Origin of the sequence: Sphingomonas sp., from assembly GCF_036677245.1 — a bacterium.
Taxonomy (GTDB): domain Bacteria; phylum Pseudomonadota; class Alphaproteobacteria; order Sphingomonadales; family Sphingomonadaceae; genus Allosphingosinicella.
Genome location: NZ_JAKFCG010000120.1, coordinates 1 through 16,527, shown reverse-complemented (window position 1 = coordinate 16,527; position 16,527 = coordinate 1). Strand labels below are relative to the sequence as shown.

The following is a 16,527-nucleotide window of genomic DNA, read 5'->3' as shown; positions in this document are numbered from 1 at the left end:
TCAGACCGGATCCCAGCCGAAGATGTCGGCCGAGCGCTGCAGCGGGTGGAAGCTCGGCTTGAGCGCGGGCAGCAGCTCATTCGCGATCGTCTCGGCGGTCCAGCCTTCGGAGCGGTGCACCGAGCGGATCGGGCGCGGCACGCTGAACAGGAAGATCTCGTTCTTGCGCACCGCGAAGATCTGGCCGCTGACGTCCTTGGAGGCATCGCCGGCGAGAAAGGCGACGAGCGGCGCGATCTTGTCGGCCGACATCGTCTTCATCCGCTCGACACGCCTTTTCTCCTCCTCGGTCTCGGCCGGGATCGTGCCGATCATGCGGCTCCAGGCGAACGGCGCGATGCAGTTGGAGCGCACGCCGAAGCGCTGCATGTCGAGCGCGATCGAGTTGGAAAGGCCGACGATGCCCATCTTGGCCGCGGCATAATTGGCCTGGCCGAAATTGCCGATCAGCCCCGAAGTCGACGTGAAATGAATGTAGGAGCCGGAGCCCTGCTCCTTGAAGTGCGGTGCGGCGGCCTGCGACACGAGGAAGCTGCCGTGGAGATGGACGTCGATCACCGCGCGCCATTCGGCTTCGCTCATCCGGTGGAAGATGCGGTCGCGCAAGATGCCGGCATTGTTCACGACGGCGTCGATCCGGCCGAAATTGTTCACCGCATCCTCGACGATCGACGCGGCACCCGCCGAATCGGCGACGCTGGCGAGATTGGCGAGGGCCTTGCCGCCCGCCGCTTCGATTTCTGCAACCACTTGCGAGGCCGGGCCGGCATCCTTGCCTTCGCCTGATGAGGAGGTGCCGAAATCGTTGACCACGACGGCGGCGCCTTCGCGCGCGCAGAGCAATGCGATCTCGCGGCCGATCCCGCCGCCGGCCCCGGTCACGGCGACGACCTTGTTGTCGAGCATTCCCACCGATTGCATCTCCCTTGCTGTGCGTTCGGCCTAGCTCAAGCCGGACGTCAATTCAATCTTCTGAATTGACATTCACGATCGTGAATAGCAATCACGAGCCATGGCAGCTGCGGATCCCCGGCCCCTGGTCACTTCGGTCGTTCAGGCCATTGCCGTGCTGCGTCATCTTGCCTCGCTTGACCGCGGGCGGGGCGTGACCGCAATCGCGGCGGCGGCCGGGATCAGCCCGAGCTCCTGTTTCAACATCCTCAAGACATTGGTCGCCGAAGACGTGGTCGCGTTCGACGCCGAGACCAAGACCTACACGCTTGGCCTCGGCGTGATCAATCTCGGCTATTCGGCGACGCGCCGCAATGCGGTGATCAACGCGGCCGAGGGCAGGATGACAAAGCTCGCCGAGGAATATGACGGCGCGGTCGGGCTGTGGCGCGTGTCGAGCCGCGAGCGGCTGATGCTCGTCCACCTGGCCGAATCCGAGGCCGCGACTCGAATCCATTTGTCGATCGGCCAGCGCCTGCCGCTCGCCGCCGGAGCGATGGGCCGCTGCGTCGCGGCGGCCCAAGATCTTGCCGAGGACGAGCTTGCCCGGCGGTTCGATGCGGTGCGCTGGGCGCAGCCGCCCAGGCTCGACATCTATCGGGCGCAGGTCGAGGCGGCGCGGCGGCAGGGCTATTCCACCGACGTCGATCAATTGCTGCGCGGCCTTTCCTCGGTCGCGGCGGCGATCGTCGATCGCGCGGGCAGCGTTCGCTTCTGCCTGTCGGTGACGATGTTCAGCGGCCAGCATTCGGCCGAGACGATGCGCCGCATCGGCAAGGCGGTGCGTGACAGCGCCGATGCGATCTCGATGGCCGGCTACGGCGCAGGCCGCGGCTGAAACCTTCTTAGCTTACGGCGCTCTCGACCTCGATCACCGCGTCGACCGCGAACGCGCCTTCGCCCTCGGGCATCGCCAGCACCGGGTTGAGATCGATCGACTTCAGCCTCGGTCCGGCGGCGACTGCAAAGACCGACAGCTGCGAGAGCATGCGGGCGAGCGCCTTGATGTCGACCGGCGGCCGGCCGCGAATGCCGGTCAGCATCTGCGCGCCGCGGATCGAACGGATCAGCGTTTCGGCGACGTCCTCGCCGAACGGGCAGCGCATCAGCGCGGTGTCCTTGAGCAGCTCGACGAAGATGCCGCCGAGGCCGAACATCGCGACCGGGCCGAACACCGGATCGCGCTGGACGCCCATGATGCATTCGACGCCGTCGCTCAGCTGGCGGGCGACGAGCACGCCTTCGATCAATGCATCGGGAACGTGCGTCCGCGCGCGCTCGAGCAGCAGCGCGAAATTGCGGCGCACCGCATCGGCGTCCGCCACGCCGAGCACGACTCCGCCGATCTCGGATTTGTGGAGGATGTTGCGCGACAGGATTTTCATGACCACCGGGAAGCCGAGGCGTTCGGCTGCCGCGACCGCTTCATCGGCACTCGCGCAGGCCTGTTCCGGCGCGCAGGCGATCCCGGCAGCCGACAGGATCGTCTTGGCTTCGGTTTCGGTCGGCGTGCGCGACGGCAGCGTCACGGCCGGAAGCGGCGGCGGCTTGTCGTGCGCCTGCGCGGCGAACGCCTCGCCGTAGCGGCCCATCGCCTCGATCGCGACCACCGCGCGCGCGGGATCGCCGAATATGGTGAAGCCGTCCGCTTCGAAGCGCGCGCGCATCTCGGGCGAGCAAAGCAGGGACAGCACATAGAGCCGGTCGGGATGGTGGGCGCGCACCCGGGCGAGCTCGGTCCGCAGCTGTTCGGCGATGCTCGGCACCGCGGCGGTGTAGGAGAGGTAGCCGAGGATCGATTTATAGCCGCCGTCCTCGACCATCGTTTCGACGAACTGCGCGAACAAAGGCATGTCGTTGATGAACTGGGCGGTGGTGTCGACCGGATTGCGCGGCGCGGAGAAAGGCAAAAGCTTCTTGAGCTTGGCTTGCGCCTCCTCGGGCATCGCCGGCATCGGCAGGCCGATCGAGTCGGCGACGTCCGACGCGAGCACGCCGGCACCGCCGCTGATCGTGAACATGCCGAGGCTGTTGCCGACAGGATAGACGCGCTGCATGGCGAGCGAGGCGATGTCGAGCATCTCCTCGGGGTTGCGCGCCCGCGCGACACCGAATTCCTTGAGGACCGCATCGATCACCGCATCGTTGTTGGCGAGCGAGGCGGTGTGCGATTGCGCCGCTTGCGCGCCGAGCGCGCTGCGGCCGACCTTCATCATCACCACCGGCTTCTTCGCGGCGCGCGCCGCCGACAAGGCCGCAATCAGCGAATCGCCTTCCTTGAGGCCCTCGGAATAGACCGCGATCACCTCGATGTCGGGCTGCGTCACCATTTCGCCGACGATCTCGCCCATCGTCAGCTCGGCCTCGTTGCCGGTGGTGACCGCGGCGGCGATGCCGAGCCCCATCTCGCGCGCGCTGTAGACGATATGCGCGCCGAACGCGCCCGACTGGCTGACGATGCCGAGCGGCCCCGGCTTGGGAAAGCCGGTCTCGAGCACGGTCGAAAAGGTGCCGTAGAAGGCCGGCGCGGTGCTGAACATGCCGAGGCAATTGGGGCCGAGGATGCGCATTCCGCCGCTGCGCGCCGCGGCCACCAGCCGGTCCTGCGCGTCGCCGCCGTCGGCTTCGGCGAAACCCGACGTGAAGACGATCGCCGCGGCTGTGCCGCGTGCCGCGAGCGCCTCGACCGCAGCGATCGCGCCGGCTTGCGGGATCGCGATGATCGCGACGTCGGGGGTTTCCGGGAGGTCGGCGACCGAGGCGAAGGCTTTCAGCCCCTGGACCTGCTCGCGTCCCGGATTGACCGGATAGATCGGCCCGGCAAAGCCGCGCTCGAGCATGTAGCCGATCGACCGGCCGCCGATCCGCGTGTGATCGTCGGACGCGCCGATGATTGCGACCGAGCGCGGATTGAACAATCTGCCAAGGCCGGTTGCGGTCATGCTTTCACTTCCATGCTTGATGTGGACCACGGGGCGATCTGCCGGCCGGCGGCGATCTCGATTGCGGCGATTGCCGCCCCCGCGAAAAGGGCTTTACCGCCCCTAACAGCGCCCATAATGCTGTCAACGCGCTACACATGGCGAAACGAAACGGCCGAGCTCGGCGGCGGGCACTTCCTTGTGCCTCGCGAGAGCCGAGCGGCGGACATAATTTAGGAAGGGGAATTTGATGGCCTCGAGGCACGAGATCACCGAGCGTAAGATCGAGGGACGGGGGCTGACCTCGCACACCCTGCTCTGCGGGGACGAGAGCAAACCGCCAGTGCTGCTGCTGCACGGCGCCGGCCCGGGAGCGCACGCCGGATCGAACTGGTGGCACGTGATGCCCGAGCTCGCGGAAAATTTCTATGTGATCGCGCCGGATCTGATCGGCTTCGGCCAGTCGGTGATCCCCGATCCGTTCCCGAGCAACATCATGGCGTGGATCGGCGTCAGGGTCGAGCAGATCCTCGGGCTGATGGACACTCTGGGCATCGACAAGGCGCACATCGTCGGCAATTCGATGGGCGGCGCGCTCACCCTGCAACTGCTCAGCGAGGCGCCGGAACGCTTCCTCCAGGTCGCGCTGATGGGCTCGATCGGCGCGCCCGCGCCACGCACCCCCGAGCTCGTCCGCCTGCTGTCCTTCTACTCGGATCCGCGCAAGGCGCGTTACCGCGAGATGATGCACAGCTTCGCCTATGACGCGGATAATTTCGTCGGCATGGACAAGATCGTCGAGGATCGCTTCAAGATCGCGACCGATCCCAAGGTGATGGAGATCGCCGGCAAGATGATCGGGTCGATGAACGCGGGGATCGAGGCGCTGATCATGCCGCCCTCGGTGCTCGGCAAGATGCCGCACGAAGTGCTGATCTTCCACGGCCGCCAAGACCGCATCGTTCCGCTCGACACCAGCCTTTACCTGCTCGAGCACCTCCAGCGCGCCGAGCTCTACGTGCTCGACAAATCCGGGCACTGGGCGCAGCTCGAGCGGTGGGACATCATGCGTCCGATGCTCGAGCGCCATTTCGGCGCCACCAACTGGTAAGCCCGAGTAAAGCGGGCGGATAGGCTGACACCCCCTCGCCCCCTTCAGGGGGAGAGGGTTGGGGAGAGGGGTCTTTCCGCCCGCACCAGCTCTCGCATCGCTGCGGGATCTGCCGTCGAGTTGCGCGCCGAGTCACCACTCCTCTCCCGTCCTTTCCCCCTGAAGGGGGCGGGGGTTTAGGACGTCGGATGGAGGGACTGCGATGAAGATGGTGCAGCTCGGCAGGACCGGACCTCGCGTCAGCGCCATCGGTCTTGGCGCGATGGGCATGACGCCGGGCATGTACGGCGCCGCCGACCGCGCCGAAAGCATCGCCACCCTCCACGCCGCGCTCGATGCCGGCGTCACCCTGATCGACACCGGCGACTTCTACTCCACCGGCGAGAATGAGATGCTGATCGGTGAGGCCCTCAGGGGCGCGCGGCGCGACACGGTGCAGATCAGCGTCAAATTCGGCGCGCTGCGCGATCCGGCGGGCGGCTGGACCGGCAACGACAGCCGCCCGGTCGCGGTCAAGAACTTCCTCGCTTATTCGCTCAAGCGGCTCGGCGTCGGCCATATCGACATCTACCGGCCTGCGCGGCTCGACCCGACTGTGCCGATCGAGGAGACGATCGGCGCGATCGCCGAAATGGTGCAGGCCGGCTATGTCCGCCACATCGGCCTTTCGGAGGTCGGGCCCGACACGATCAGGCGCGCTGCGTCGGTCCATCCGATCTGCGATCTCCAGATCGAATATTCGCTGCTCTCGCGCGGCATCGAGGATCGCATCCTGCCGACCTTGCGCGAGCTCGGCATCGGCATCACCGCCTATGGCGTGCTGTCGCGCGGGCTGATCAGCGGCCATTGGAGCGCAGATCGCGCCGGTCCCGGCGATTTCAGGGCGATGAGCCCGCGCTTCCAGCAGGGCAATGTCGAGCGCAACCTCGCGTTGGTCGAGGCGCTGCGTCGCATCGCCGAGGCGAAGGGCGCGACCGTCGCGCAGATCGCGATCGCCTGGGTCGCAGCACGGGGAGAGGACATCGTGCCGCTGGTCGGCGCCCGCCGGCGCGATCGCCTGGCCGAGGCATTGGGCGCACTCGATGTGAGCTTGGATGAGACGGATCTTGCCGCGATCGAGCAGGTCGTCCCGAAGGGCGCAGCGGCGGGCGATCGCTACCCGACGCCGATGATGGCGCACCTCGACAGCGAACAGCATTAAGGCGCTTCGCCGCGCCCGAGCATGAGGCGGGCGGTCCGCGCAGATGGCAGGCAGGCCGAACTGCCCGAACAACCCGGGGGGATGATGCCGAAGTCCGAACAGAAAGTGGTGGAGGACCGCCAGCGGCGCGGCTGCCAGTTCATCGCGGTCGCGGCCCGGCACATGGCGGAGCTCGGTTATGAAGGCACCACCGTGCGCGGGATCGCCAAGGAAATGGAGCTGACCTCGGCGACCTTGTTCCACTATTTCCCAAGCAAGAACGACCTTCTGGAAGCGATCATCCAGGCCGGTGTCGATCACGGCCTTGGCGTGATCCGCGACGCGATGGGTGCCGATTTCACCCCGCTCGCCCGCTTGCAGCGGCTGGTGCGGGCGCACCTCGGCATCCTCTATGGCGAGATGGGGCATATCCATAGAGTCTGGAATTCCGAATGGCACAAGCTCAGCGCCGCCGCGCGCGAGCGGCTGCGCGCGCGCAACGAGGAATATCGCGGGATCTGGCGCGAGACGCTTCGCCGGCTGAACGGCGCCGGCTATCTGAAAAGCGATGCCGAAGTGCTGCGGCACCTGCTCCTGCCGGGCCTCAACTGGACCAGCACATGGGCCCACTCGCTCGACCACGAGCAGATGGAGGCATTGGCCGATCAAATCTGTTCGGTCGTCCTCAATTGCTCGGTCGCGGACTTCCGCCGGCTGGAACGTGAGGAAGCCAATCAGGAGCGGCATGATGGATCGACCGGCTGACCCGCAGATGCGCCTGATCAGGGCGCGGCTCCCGAGCTCGCTCGATGCGCTCGCCGTGGAGACCGGCGATGTGCCGCGGCCGGGCCTCGGAGAGATCCAGGTCAGGGTGCGCGCGAGCTCGCTCAACTATCACGATTATGTCGTCGCGGCCGGGCGCCTGCAGGTACCGGACGGCATCATCCTGCTCTCCGACGGCGCGGGGGAGGTGACCGCGCTGGGCGACGGCGTCGCCGACATCGCGCTCGGCGACCTGATGGTCAGCCGCTTCTTTCCGCATTGGGATGACGGGCCGCCGCGCCGCGAGCATCGCCGCGACGCGCCCGGCGACAAGGCCGACGGTTTCGCCTGCGAATGGGCGGCGAGGCCGGCGTCTGCATTCACCCGCGCGCCGCGCGGTTATTCGGCCGCCGAGGCGGCGACCTTGACCTGCGCTGGTGTCACCGCCTGGCGCGCTTTGATGGTCGACGGCCCGCTCGCCGCGGGCGAAACCGTGCTGATCATGGGGAGTGGAGGGGTGTCGATCTTCGCGCTCCAATTCGCCAAGGCGGCGGGCGCGACCGTGATCGCGACATCCTCGTCCGACGCCAAGCTCGAGCGGCTGGAAGCGCTCGGCGCGGACCATCTGATCAACTATCGCAAGACCGAGCGCTGGGGCGACGCCGCCAAGCAGCTGACGAACGGCGCCGGAGTGGATCATGTCGTCGAGATCGGCGGGGCGGCGACGCTCGACCAGTCGATGACCGCGACGAGGGTCGGCGGGCATATCGCTTTGGTGGGAATCCTCGCCGGGATTGCGGCGCCCGTCACGACCGCCTTGCTGATGACCAAGCAGCTTCGGGTGCAGGGGTTGGCGGTCGGCAGCGGCGCCGATCAGGTGGCGATGACGCGCTTCGTCGAGGACCATGGCATCAGGCCGGTCATCGACAGCCATTTCCCGCTCGCGCAACTTGGCGATGCGTTCCGCCACCTCGAAGCGGCGGCGCATTTCGGCAAGATCTGCATCGACATCTGAAGCGAAGCCCGGCCTTCATCGGCCCTTCCACAGCGGGTGAAGGAAGCGGATCAGCTTGCCGGCTTCGCCTCGCGTTTCGCCGAGACGATGCGGATCGTCGGTGCGAGCATCTGGCCCTTCATCACGCCTTCGCCTTCGGTCGGCGAGGTCGGTGCGGCGAGGATGTTGCGCACGACGTCCATCCCTTCGACCACGCGGCCGAACACCGCGAAGCCGAGATTGTCGCCCGGCTGCGTCGGATTGGCGTCCATCGACGGAAAGCTGCCGATCGTGATGAAGAAGTCGCCGTTGGCGGAGCCCGGCGCCGCGCGCGCCATCGAGATTGCGCCCTCGACGTGCGAGAGGCCCGTCTTGGTCGTCGGCTCGTGGGCGATCGGCTTGAGCACGCGCTTGGGGTCGTTGCGCACGCCGCCCTGGATCAGGCCGAGCCCGTCGGTGCCGACCTTGGTCGCGCGGTAGAAGACGGCGCCGTCGAGCCTTTTCTGATCGACGTAACGCAGGAAGTTCGCGGTCGTGATCGGCGCGCGCTCCTTCTCGAGCTCGAGGATGATCGGGCCCATGCCGGTCTGCAGCGCGACGCGAACCGTTTCCGCTTTGGGGGCGGGCACGGGCGGCGGCGCTGTGGCCGGGACCGGCGATGGCGCTTCGGCCTGAACGGCGGTGGCAGCGGGGGCGGTGGTGGCGAGGAGGGGTACGAGCGCAAGCGCGAGCAGGAATTTGAGCATGCGCTCATCCTATGGCGCACCCGCGGACGCGACAAGTCTCAGCCAGCGTGTTCCGGCGCAAGCCGGCAGAGTTGTTCGAGGTCTGACCCTCTTCTCCGCAGACTTGGACGGGGCGAGCGGAAGGGCTATCGAGCAATGTGGCCTTTCTGCCCTGATCCCTCGGCGGATGCTGCGACTAAAGGGAGTGAACGATGGCCGACGATCGCAAATTGATCGCCGTATTCGGCGCAACCGGACAGCAAGGGGGCGGCGTGGTGCGCGCGCTTCAGGCGGACGGGCGCTTCACCGTACGCGCCCTGACGCGGTATCCGGACAAGCATCCAGGCCTTGCCGATGAAGTCGTCGAAGCGGACCTCGACCGGCCCGAAACGCTCAAGGCCGCTTTCGCCGGCGCTCACGGGGTTTTTCTCGTCACCAATTTCTGGGAACCGGGCACCGACGAGCTGAAGCAGGCCGATGCGGCGGTCCGCGCCGCGCGCGAGGCGGGGGTCAAGCATTTCATCTGGTCGACCTTGCCCGACGTCGAGGCGATCAGCGGCGGATCGATGGACGTCCCGCACTTCACCGGCAAGGCGAAGATCGACCGGATCGTCGCGGACGCAGGCTTCGACCATCACAGCTTCGTGATCGCGCCCTTCTTCTACCAGAATCTGCACGGTGCGCTGACGCCGCAGAAGCAGCAGGACGGAAGCCTTGGCTGGGCGCTGCCGATCGACCCGGACGTGCGGCGCATCCACATGGGCGACATCAGCGAGCTCGGCAACATCGTCGCCGGCGCGTTCGCGCGGCCAGAAGAGGCGGACGGCAAGTATCTTCCACTGGTCGGGGACTATATGAGCTTCGGCGACGTCGTCGAAACGCTCAACCGCCAGGGCCACCATTTCTCGTTCACGCGGGTGCCCAAGGAAGTGTTCGCCACCTTCTTCCCGGGCGCTGCCGAACTGGGCGAGATGTTCGGCTACATCCAGGAGCACAGCTACATGGGTTCGGAGATGGCGGACGAGATCGCGCTTGCGAACCGGATAGCCGGCAAACCGCCGACCCGCCTGGCCGCCTGGACCCAGGCCAACATCCCGGTTTAGGCTACACGTCTCGGCTGCCGCTCGGGCGGGCATTTTTCGAGCCGGCAGGCGAGCTGCCGACGCGTGATGCCGAGGTCGCGTGCGGCCTGCGAGAGGTTGCCGCCGGCTTCGGCTACCGCCGCTTTCAAGATTGCATGCTCCGCGGCGGGGAGGCCGCTGCTGTCGGCCTTGATCACGACGAGCATCTTGCGCGCGACGTCGCGCACCGACTCGTCCGGCTCGGCGCTCGCCGCACCGTCCGACAGCGCTCCGTCGAGCAGGCCGAGCGTCGCGCGGACGGCGGGAAATTCGCCGCCGGGGAAGAGGTGGCGCAAATCGATCGGCTCGCCGGCATCGGCGAGCAGGACCGCGCGCTCGACGAGGCGCTCGAGTTCGCGGACGTTGCCCGGGTAATCGTGCATCAGCAACGTATCGAGCGCACGCGCGGTGAAGCCGCGCACCGAGCGCCGGTGCTGTTCCGAATAGGTCCGCCGGAAATATTCGAGCAGCAGCGGGATATCCTCGCGCCGCTCGCGCAACGGAGGGACGCGGATCGGGCAGGTCGCGAGGCGGTAATATAGATCTTCGCGGAAGCTGCCGTTCTTGACCGCCTCGCGCAGGTCGACGTTGGCGGCGGCGATGATCCGCACGTCGACCTTGGTCGCGCGCGACGCGCCGACCCGCTCGATCTCGCGTTCCTGAATCGCGCGCAGCACCTTGCTCTGGGCGAGCGGAGAGAGCGACGCGACCTCGTCGAGGAACAGGGTGCCGCCCTGCGCGCGCTCGAAGCGGCCGGCGCGCTCGGCATGCGCGCCGGTGAACGCGCCCTTCGCCACCCCGAACAGCTCCGCCTCGATCAGGCCCTCGGGAATCGCGGCGCAATTGATCGCGACGAACGGGCCGTTGCGCCGCGCGCTGAGCCGGTGCGCGAGCCGCGCGAACAGCTCCTTGCCGACGCCGGTCTCGCCCTGGAACAGCAATGTCGCCGACGTGTCCGCGGTCTTCTCGACGAGATGCCGCGCGGCGATGAAGCTCGGCGACGCGCCGAGGATGCCGTCGGCCGGCGCGGCGAGGTCGCCGACGTTGAGGCGGCGCTCGCACCGGCTCTCCTCCTGCTCGGCCGGATCGCCCCATTCGGCTTCTGGGCGCCCGACCAGCAGGCAGTTGGCATGGCCCATCCCCGCGCATTCGACCTCGCGCATGATGATCGGCTGGCCCGCGAAGGCGGTGGCGAAGCCGCTCGCGAAGCCGGTCTGGAGCCAGCATACCGGATCGGTGCTGACGCCGATCTTGGCGAGGTGCGTGCCGGCCTCGAACGAATCATGGACGAGGAACTGGCCCTCGAACGTCCCCGCGCCCTGGTCTGCGCTGAGCTCGAGGATCTCGGTCCAGCCGAAGCCGGTCAGCGCATGGGCTTGCGGCCCGACCGCGAACGCGTCGAAATAGCTGGTTCCGGGGCGCAGCGCCTTTGCGGACGCGGCGCAGCGCGATCCTTCGGCGAAGCCCAGGTTCCAGAACACCTGCCGCGCCGTATTCCAACCGAGCAGGTTGATCATCTGCTCGCGCAACGCGCCGACCGCGATGTCGGTGAGCAGCACGCAGCGCTCGCCGTCGCGCCAGACCCTGCCGAGCTCGGGCGAAAAGCGAACCCGGTCGGCAAGATCGCTTATGTCGGGCAGATAATCGGCCATCGAACATCCTTACCCTCATGTAAAACATGGGCCCAGTGACGCTATGCGGTTTTACGTCCATGTCAATTGAACGTGCGCCGAAGCCCGAGCAGCCCCGTCTCTTCTCCTGAAGCTCATCTTGGCACGATCATTGCTCTGTGTCGCCATGTCTGCAGCAAGGTCGCGCAAAAGGCCGATGCACAAAAAGAGCTTGGGAGAGCGATGACAGGACCAACTCAATTCACCGATTTCGCGACGGGGCGGCAAAGTCGCGCGATCTTCTCGGACGAGGCGCTCTACCGGCTCGAGATGGAGCGGATCTTCGGACGCTGCTGGCTGTTCCTGGCGCACGAATCGCAGATCCCCAGGCCCGGCGACTTCTTCCGCACCTTCATGGGCGAGGACGACGTCATCGTCATCCGCCAGCGCGACATGACGATCGGTGCGTTCCTCAACAGCTGCCCGCACCGCGGCAACCGCGTCTGCCGCGCCGACCGCGGCAACGCCAAGGCCTTCACCTGCAATTATCACGGCTGGGCGTTCGCGCCGGACGGCAGCCTCGCCAGCGTCCCGCTCGAGCAGGAGGCCTATTTCGGCGAGCTCGACAAAAGCCGCTTCGGGCTCGTCCCGGTCGCGCAGGTCGCGAGCTACAAGGGCCTGGTGTTCGGCTGCTTCGACCCCGCCGCGCCCTCGCTCGAAGATTATCTCGGCGACGCCAAATTCTACCTCGACGTCTGGCTCGATGCGATGCCCGGCGGAACCGCGCTGATCGGCGAGACCCAGAAGGTCGACCTCGAGACCAATTGGAAGCTTCCGGTCGAGAACGTCTGCGGCGACGGCTATCATCTCGGCTGGGCGCACGCCGGCGCAATGCGGGCGGTGCAGACGATGGACATCGCCGGATTGACGGTCGGCAACGACAGCATCGACCTCGAGGGTGGCCTGTCGATCGCCGGCCTCAACGGCCATTCGACCCTGGCCGCGCTGGACGGCGTTTCGGGCTACAGCTTCTATCCCGATCCCAAGCCGATGCTCGACTATCTCGAGGCCAACCGCGCGACCGTGATCGAGCGGCTCGGCCGGCTGCGCGGCGAGAAATTGTGGGGATCGCAGATCAACATCACGATCTTCCCCAACCTCCAATTGCTTCCCGGCCTCAACTGGCTGCGCACCTACCATCCCAAAGGGCCGGGCAGGATCGAGCAATGGACCTGGGTGACGGTCGAGCGCGCGATGCCGGAGAGCATGCAGGCGGCGATCCTCGACAACCAATGCCTGACCTTCGGCCCGGCCGGCCTGTTCGACAATGACGACGGCGACAATCTCGCCGCCTCGACGGAGCAGTCGCGCGGCTGGCGCACCGCGCAGATGGATCTTCACACCAACATGGCGGTCGGCCGATCGGGGCCGCGCGAAGGCTTTCCGGGCGATATTGCCCAGGGCCTCGTGAGCGAGCACAACCAGCGCTATTTCTATCGCCGCTGGCAGGAGCATATCGACGCCGCGAGCTGGGCCGAGGTCCCCGCCTACAATGTCAATCCGCTCGGCGCTGGTGCGCAGAGCGAGGCGGCGGCCCGCGATGCTGCTTGAGCGCTCCGCCGCCCTCGACCTGGCGAGCCACATCGCGCTCGAGCAGGCCTTGTACCGCGAGGCGCGGCTGCTCGACGAGGAGCGGTTCGCCGAGTGGCTCGAGATGACGACCGAGGACGTCGCTTATCGCATGGCGCTGCGCTCGCGGCGCTTCCGCAAGGATCGCTCGGGCGACCTGCCGATCGGCACCGGCATGATCTTCGACGAGGATCGCGCGCGGCTCTGCCTGAGGATCGACCGGCTGCGCTCGGGCTACGTCTGGGCGGAGGATCCGATCAATTTCGTTCGCCGCATCGTCAGCAACGTCGAGATCGCCTGGCCTGACGCGGACGATGCTGAGGGCGGGGGCAGCGACGATGGCGAGGGCAGAGACTGGGCCGAGGTCCATTCGGTCGTCACCATCCACCGCAGCCGCATCAACAACCAGACCCGCACCCTCGTCGCCGGCCGCAAGGATCGCTGGCGGCGGGGCGGCGGCGCCTGGCGGCTCGCGCGGCGCGATTGCGTGCTCGACCACAGCACGATCCCAGACAGCAATCTCAATGTGTTTTTCTGAGCTTATCACCAAGGCCAATCACGAGGGGAGTGACAATGCGATTTGAGCGTTTCGGCAACGAGCCCGGCTACGGCAGCTACATGAACCTCAAGGAGGGTTGGATCGATCGCCAGATCTTCGCCGACCAGCACATCTACGAGGAGGAAATGTACCGCATCTTCGCGCGCTCGTGGCTGTTCGTCGCGCACGACAGCCAGCTCCCCAAGCCCGGCGATTTCCTGACCACCTATATGGGTGAGGACGGGGTGATCGTCGCGCGCCAGAACAACGGATCGATCAAGGTCTTCCTCAATTCCTGCCCGCACCGCGGCAACAAGGTGTGCTTCGCCGACGCCGGCAACACCCGGCGTTTCGTCTGCAATTATCACGGCTGGGCGTTCGATACCGGCGGCGCGCTCAAGGGCATGCACGAGGAATATTGCTACGATCCGGGCGATCTCGATCGTTCGAAGCACGGCCTCAGGCAGGTCGCCCACGTCGGCAACTACAAGGGCCTCAATTTCGCGACCTTCGCAACCGACGGGCCGAGCCTCGAGGAATGGCTCGGCGACTTCCGCTGGTATCTCGACATGATCCTCGACAATGAGGAAGGCGGCACCGAGTTCATCGGCGGCTGCATCAAATCGGTGATCAACGCCAATTGGAAGTTCGGCGTCGAGAATTTCATCGGCGATGCCTATCACGCAGGCTGGACGCACGATTCCGGCACGCGGGCGATGAACAACGGCCAGCCGTTCCCGCCGGTCGACATGAAGAACAGCTATCACGCCAGCGTCAACGGCCACGGCTACGAGTTCGGGCTCGAGGGGGTCGGCGATCTGTTCCTGCTCGGCCGCCCGAAGGTGATGGACTATTATGAGAAGCGCCGCGCCAGGATGGCCAAAAGGCTCGGCGAGATGCGCTCGAAGATCTTCGGCTCGGTCGCCTCGGCCTCGATCTTCCCCAATGTCTCGTTCCTCCCCGGAATCTCGACCTTCCGCCAATGGATGCCCAAGGGACCGTGGCAGTTCGAGCTGCGCACCTGGGTGATCGTCAACAAGGCGATGCCCGACGACATCAAGGAAGAGATCACCAAGGGCGTGATGCAGACGTTCGGGCCGGGCGGCGCGTTCGAGATGGACGATGGCGAGAATTGGGAGAATTGCACCAACGTCAATCGCGGCGTGATCACGCGTCACGAGAAGCTTCACTATCGCTGCGGCATCTCGCGCCAGGTCGAGCACGAGGTGCTGCCCGGCATCGTCTACCAGGGCCAGTATAACGACGCGAACCAGCGCGGCTTCTACCAGCGCTGGCTCGACATGATGGAGACGCGCAACCTGCGCGATCTGCCGGCGCGTCCCGAACCGCGCCTCACCGGCGTCGCCGAGACCCGCGACCTCCCCGGCCTGTTCGCCCTGTAAAACCCACAGCGAAGGAAATTTGACGATGGCGTCCGTACACCGAAAACCAAAAAATGCGTCCCAACCGACTCATGTGCCGAGGCCGGTTTCGCCGGAGCTGATCAGCGCGCTCGAGCAGACGCTCTATCGCGAGGCGCGGCTGCTCGATCAGGAACGCTACGACGAGTGGGTCGAGATGCTCGCCGAAGATATCCATTATCACATGCCCGGCATCGAGACCCGCTATCGCCGCGACCGCACCGACCAGGTCCACGATCTGACGCGGATGGCCTTTTACAACGACCGGATCGCGGATCTTCTCAAGCGGCTCGCACGGCTCAAGACCGGGACCGCCTGGTCCGAGGATCCGGCGACTCGCTACACCCACCTGATCACCAACATCGAGGTCGAGACGACCGAGCGCGACGGCGAGTATCGGGTGTTCTCGAACTTCCTCGCCTACCGGAGCAGGAACGAGCGGGATCAGGACACTTTGATCGGCAACCGAGAGGACATCTGGCGGGAGAGCGGCGCCGGCTTCGTGCTGAGCAGGCGCCTGATCATCCTCAAGCAGAACGTCCTGCAGAGCAAGAATCTGAACATCTATCTCTGACCGACACCATCGGCCAACGGCCGCGGGGTGTGCGGGACGCCGCGCTAGTGAGAGCCAGTCGCAAAAGTTCGCTGCGCTGGCGCGGCGTCGAAATCGAGCGACCCTGTCGCATTGCTTCTTGCGAAAAGCCGGTACCCACCTTTTCGCTTTATGCTCTAAGTGACGCAAATAGGTTGGAATATCGGCTTCCTCGCTGGGGCGCTGATATCTGAGGGTGTAAGAAACGCTATTGCGACTAACTCGCAGCAATGGTAGATACGAATCATGATCGTTTGTGTCTGCAACGCGATACGAGAGGCCGACGTCCGGCAAGCCGCCCGCAATGGTGCGTCCTGCCCGGCCAGCGCTTATGCGAGCGTCGGCCGCCGTGCCCGATGCGGACAGTGCTTCCCGTTCGCCCGCCAGGTCATCGCCAGCGAGCGCCCGACCGCCTGAACGTCCGGCCTTTTAAATGGCCGCTCTTCCGCTCAAATCCTTGACTTTGTCCCGCCAGAGGGCTTCGAGCGTTGGCGAGTCCAACGCAACAGGAAGACCGCGATGAAGGGCGACCCCAAGGTCCTCGAGCTTCTCAACGAAGCTCTCAAGAACGAGCTCACCGCGACCAATCAATATTGGCTTCACTACCGGCTGCTCGACAATTGGGGCGTTCAACGGCTGGCGGCGTTCGAACGCGGCGAATCGATCGACGAGATGAAGCATGCCGATCGGCTGACCCAACGCATCCTGTTCCTCGAGGGCTTGCCCAATTTCCAGCTGATCGGCCGGCTGCGCATCGGTGAGACGGTCGAGGAAGCGCTTCGCGCCGACCTCGAGCTCGAGATGGAGGCGCTCGAGCAGCTCAAAGGCGCGATTGCCCATTGCGAGGCAGTGCGCGACTTCGTCAGCCGCGATCTGTTCGCCGACATCCTCGAGAATGAGGAGGAGCATGTCGACACGCTCGAGCAGCAGTTCGAGATGATCCGCAACATGGGCCTCCAGAATTATATCCAG

16 protein-coding genes are annotated in these 16,527 nt (G+C 66.0%); 12 read left to right on the top strand and 4 right to left on the bottom strand.

Going from position 1 to position 16,527, the window contains the following annotated elements:
• Positions 1-906 carry an SDR family NAD(P)-dependent oxidoreductase gene (locus V6M48_RS12235; protein WP_332812830.1) on the bottom strand — a complete coding sequence of 302 codons (906 nt, stop codon included), beginning with the start codon at positions 904-906 and terminating at the stop codon, positions 1-3.
• A gap of 106 nt (positions 907-1,012) precedes the next feature.
• Between V6M48_RS12235 and V6M48_RS12230 the strand changes: the two genes are divergently transcribed.
• A complete protein-coding gene (locus tag V6M48_RS12230; protein ID WP_332812806.1) occupies positions 1,013-1,789 on the top strand; it encodes an IclR family transcriptional regulator in 777 nt (258 codons plus the stop codon).
• Positions 1,790-1,796: 7 nt separating this feature from the next.
• On the opposite strand, the gene V6M48_RS12225 is transcribed toward V6M48_RS12230, so the two are convergent.
• A complete protein-coding gene (locus V6M48_RS12225) occupies positions 1,797-3,893 on the bottom strand; it encodes an acetate--CoA ligase family protein (protein ID WP_332812805.1) in 2,097 nt (698 codons plus the stop codon).
• 229 nt (positions 3,894-4,122) lie between these two features.
• On the opposite strand from V6M48_RS12225, the gene V6M48_RS12220 reads away from it, so the two are divergent.
• From V6M48_RS12220 to V6M48_RS12205, 4 genes are all read left to right on the top strand, one after another.
• Entirely contained in the window at positions 4,123-4,983 is an 861-nt protein-coding gene (locus V6M48_RS12220; protein ID WP_332812804.1) for an alpha/beta fold hydrolase, read from the top strand.
• Positions 4,984-5,185: 202 nt separating this feature from the next.
• Positions 5,186-6,184 carry an aldo/keto reductase gene (locus V6M48_RS12215; protein WP_332812803.1) on the top strand — a complete coding sequence of 333 codons (999 nt, stop codon included), beginning with the start codon at positions 5,186-5,188 and terminating at the stop codon, positions 6,182-6,184.
• Between the two features lie 84 nt (positions 6,185-6,268).
• Positions 6,269-6,928 (top strand): TetR/AcrR family transcriptional regulator, encoded by a 660-nt coding sequence (locus V6M48_RS12210; RefSeq protein WP_332812802.1) that lies wholly within the window; start codon positions 6,269-6,271, stop codon positions 6,926-6,928.
• Positions 6,912-7,940 carry a zinc-dependent alcohol dehydrogenase family protein gene (locus V6M48_RS12205; RefSeq protein WP_332812801.1) on the top strand — a complete coding sequence of 343 codons (1,029 nt, stop codon included), beginning with the start codon at positions 6,912-6,914 and terminating at the stop codon, positions 7,938-7,940. Before V6M48_RS12210 ends, V6M48_RS12205 begins: the two co-directional genes overlap by 17 nt.
• A 50-nt stretch (positions 7,941-7,990) precedes the next feature.
• Here the strand turns inward: V6M48_RS12205 and V6M48_RS12200 are convergent, their stop codons facing one another.
• Positions 7,991-8,665 (bottom strand): peptidylprolyl isomerase, encoded by a 675-nt coding sequence (locus V6M48_RS12200; RefSeq protein WP_332812800.1) that lies wholly within the window; start codon positions 8,663-8,665, stop codon positions 7,991-7,993.
• A gap of 191 nt (positions 8,666-8,856) precedes the next feature.
• On the opposite strand from V6M48_RS12200, the gene V6M48_RS12195 reads away from it, so the two are divergent.
• Positions 8,857-9,747: an NmrA/HSCARG family protein gene (locus tag V6M48_RS12195; protein ID WP_332812799.1), complete on the top strand. Its 891-nt coding sequence runs from the start codon at positions 8,857-8,859 to the stop codon at positions 9,745-9,747.
• Here the strand turns inward: V6M48_RS12195 and V6M48_RS12190 are convergent.
• Positions 9,744-11,417 (bottom strand): sigma-54-dependent Fis family transcriptional regulator, encoded by a 1,674-nt coding sequence (locus V6M48_RS12190; protein WP_332812798.1) that lies wholly within the window; start codon positions 11,415-11,417, stop codon positions 9,744-9,746. The genes V6M48_RS12195 and V6M48_RS12190 overlap by 4 nt on opposite strands.
• A gap of 201 nt (positions 11,418-11,618) precedes the next feature.
• Here V6M48_RS12190 and V6M48_RS12185 point away from each other — a divergent pair, with 201 nt between their 5' ends.
• The 6 genes from V6M48_RS12185 to bfr all read left to right on the top strand — a co-directional run.
• Entirely contained in the window at positions 11,619-12,986 is a 1,368-nt protein-coding gene (locus V6M48_RS12185; protein ID WP_332812797.1) for an aromatic ring-hydroxylating oxygenase subunit alpha, read from the top strand.
• Positions 12,976-13,542, top strand: coding sequence for an aromatic-ring-hydroxylating dioxygenase subunit beta (locus V6M48_RS12180; protein WP_332812796.1), 567 nt, complete (start codon positions 12,976-12,978; stop codon positions 13,540-13,542). Before V6M48_RS12185 ends, V6M48_RS12180 begins: the two co-directional genes overlap by 11 nt.
• Positions 13,543-13,577: 35 nt before the next feature.
• Positions 13,578-14,945: an aromatic ring-hydroxylating dioxygenase subunit alpha gene (locus V6M48_RS12175; protein WP_332812795.1), complete on the top strand. Its 1,368-nt coding sequence runs from the start codon at positions 13,578-13,580 to the stop codon at positions 14,943-14,945.
• Positions 14,946-15,018: 73 nt separating this feature from the next.
• Positions 15,019-15,537, top strand: coding sequence for a 3-phenylpropionate/cinnamic acid dioxygenase subunit beta (locus V6M48_RS12170; protein WP_332812794.1), 519 nt, complete (start codon positions 15,019-15,021; stop codon positions 15,535-15,537).
• A 264-nt stretch (positions 15,538-15,801) separates the two neighbouring features.
• On the top strand, positions 15,802-15,972 hold the full coding sequence (locus V6M48_RS12165) for a (2Fe-2S)-binding protein (RefSeq protein ID WP_332812793.1): 171 nt from the start codon (positions 15,802-15,804) through the stop codon (positions 15,970-15,972).
• 102 nt (positions 15,973-16,074) lie between these two features.
• A partial coding sequence (gene bfr, locus V6M48_RS12160; RefSeq protein WP_332812792.1) for a bacterioferritin occupies positions 16,075-16,527 on the top strand: 453 nt, incomplete at its 3' end.

Coding starts and splice junctions, on each gene's coding strand:
- V6M48_RS12235 (WP_332812830.1), bottom strand. CDS start 906: ATGCTCGACAACAAGGTCGTCGCCGTGACCGGGGCCGGCGGCGGGATC.
- V6M48_RS12230 (WP_332812806.1), top strand. CDS start 1,013: ATGGCAGCTGCGGATCCCCGGCCCCTGGTCACTTCGGTCGTTCAGGCC.
- V6M48_RS12225 (WP_332812805.1), bottom strand. CDS start 3,893: ATGACCGCAACCGGCCTTGGCAGATTGTTCAATCCGCGCTCGGTCGCA.
- V6M48_RS12220 (WP_332812804.1), top strand. CDS start 4,123: ATGGCCTCGAGGCACGAGATCACCGAGCGTAAGATCGAGGGACGGGGG.
- V6M48_RS12215 (WP_332812803.1), top strand. CDS start 5,186: ATGAAGATGGTGCAGCTCGGCAGGACCGGACCTCGCGTCAGCGCCATC.
- V6M48_RS12210 (WP_332812802.1), top strand. CDS start 6,269: ATGCCGAAGTCCGAACAGAAAGTGGTGGAGGACCGCCAGCGGCGCGGC.
- V6M48_RS12205 (WP_332812801.1), top strand. CDS start 6,912: ATGGATCGACCGGCTGACCCGCAGATGCGCCTGATCAGGGCGCGGCTC.
- V6M48_RS12200 (WP_332812800.1), bottom strand. CDS start 8,665: ATGCTCAAATTCCTGCTCGCGCTTGCGCTCGTACCCCTCCTCGCCACC.
- V6M48_RS12195 (WP_332812799.1), top strand. CDS start 8,857: ATGGCCGACGATCGCAAATTGATCGCCGTATTCGGCGCAACCGGACAG.
- V6M48_RS12190 (WP_332812798.1), bottom strand. CDS start 11,417: ATGGCCGATTATCTGCCCGACATAAGCGATCTTGCCGACCGGGTTCGC.
- V6M48_RS12185 (WP_332812797.1), top strand. CDS start 11,619: ATGACAGGACCAACTCAATTCACCGATTTCGCGACGGGGCGGCAAAGT.
- V6M48_RS12180 (WP_332812796.1), top strand. CDS start 12,976: ATGCTGCTTGAGCGCTCCGCCGCCCTCGACCTGGCGAGCCACATCGCG.
- V6M48_RS12175 (WP_332812795.1), top strand. CDS start 13,578: ATGCGATTTGAGCGTTTCGGCAACGAGCCCGGCTACGGCAGCTACATG.
- V6M48_RS12165 (WP_332812793.1), top strand. CDS start 15,802: ATGATCGTTTGTGTCTGCAACGCGATACGAGAGGCCGACGTCCGGCAA.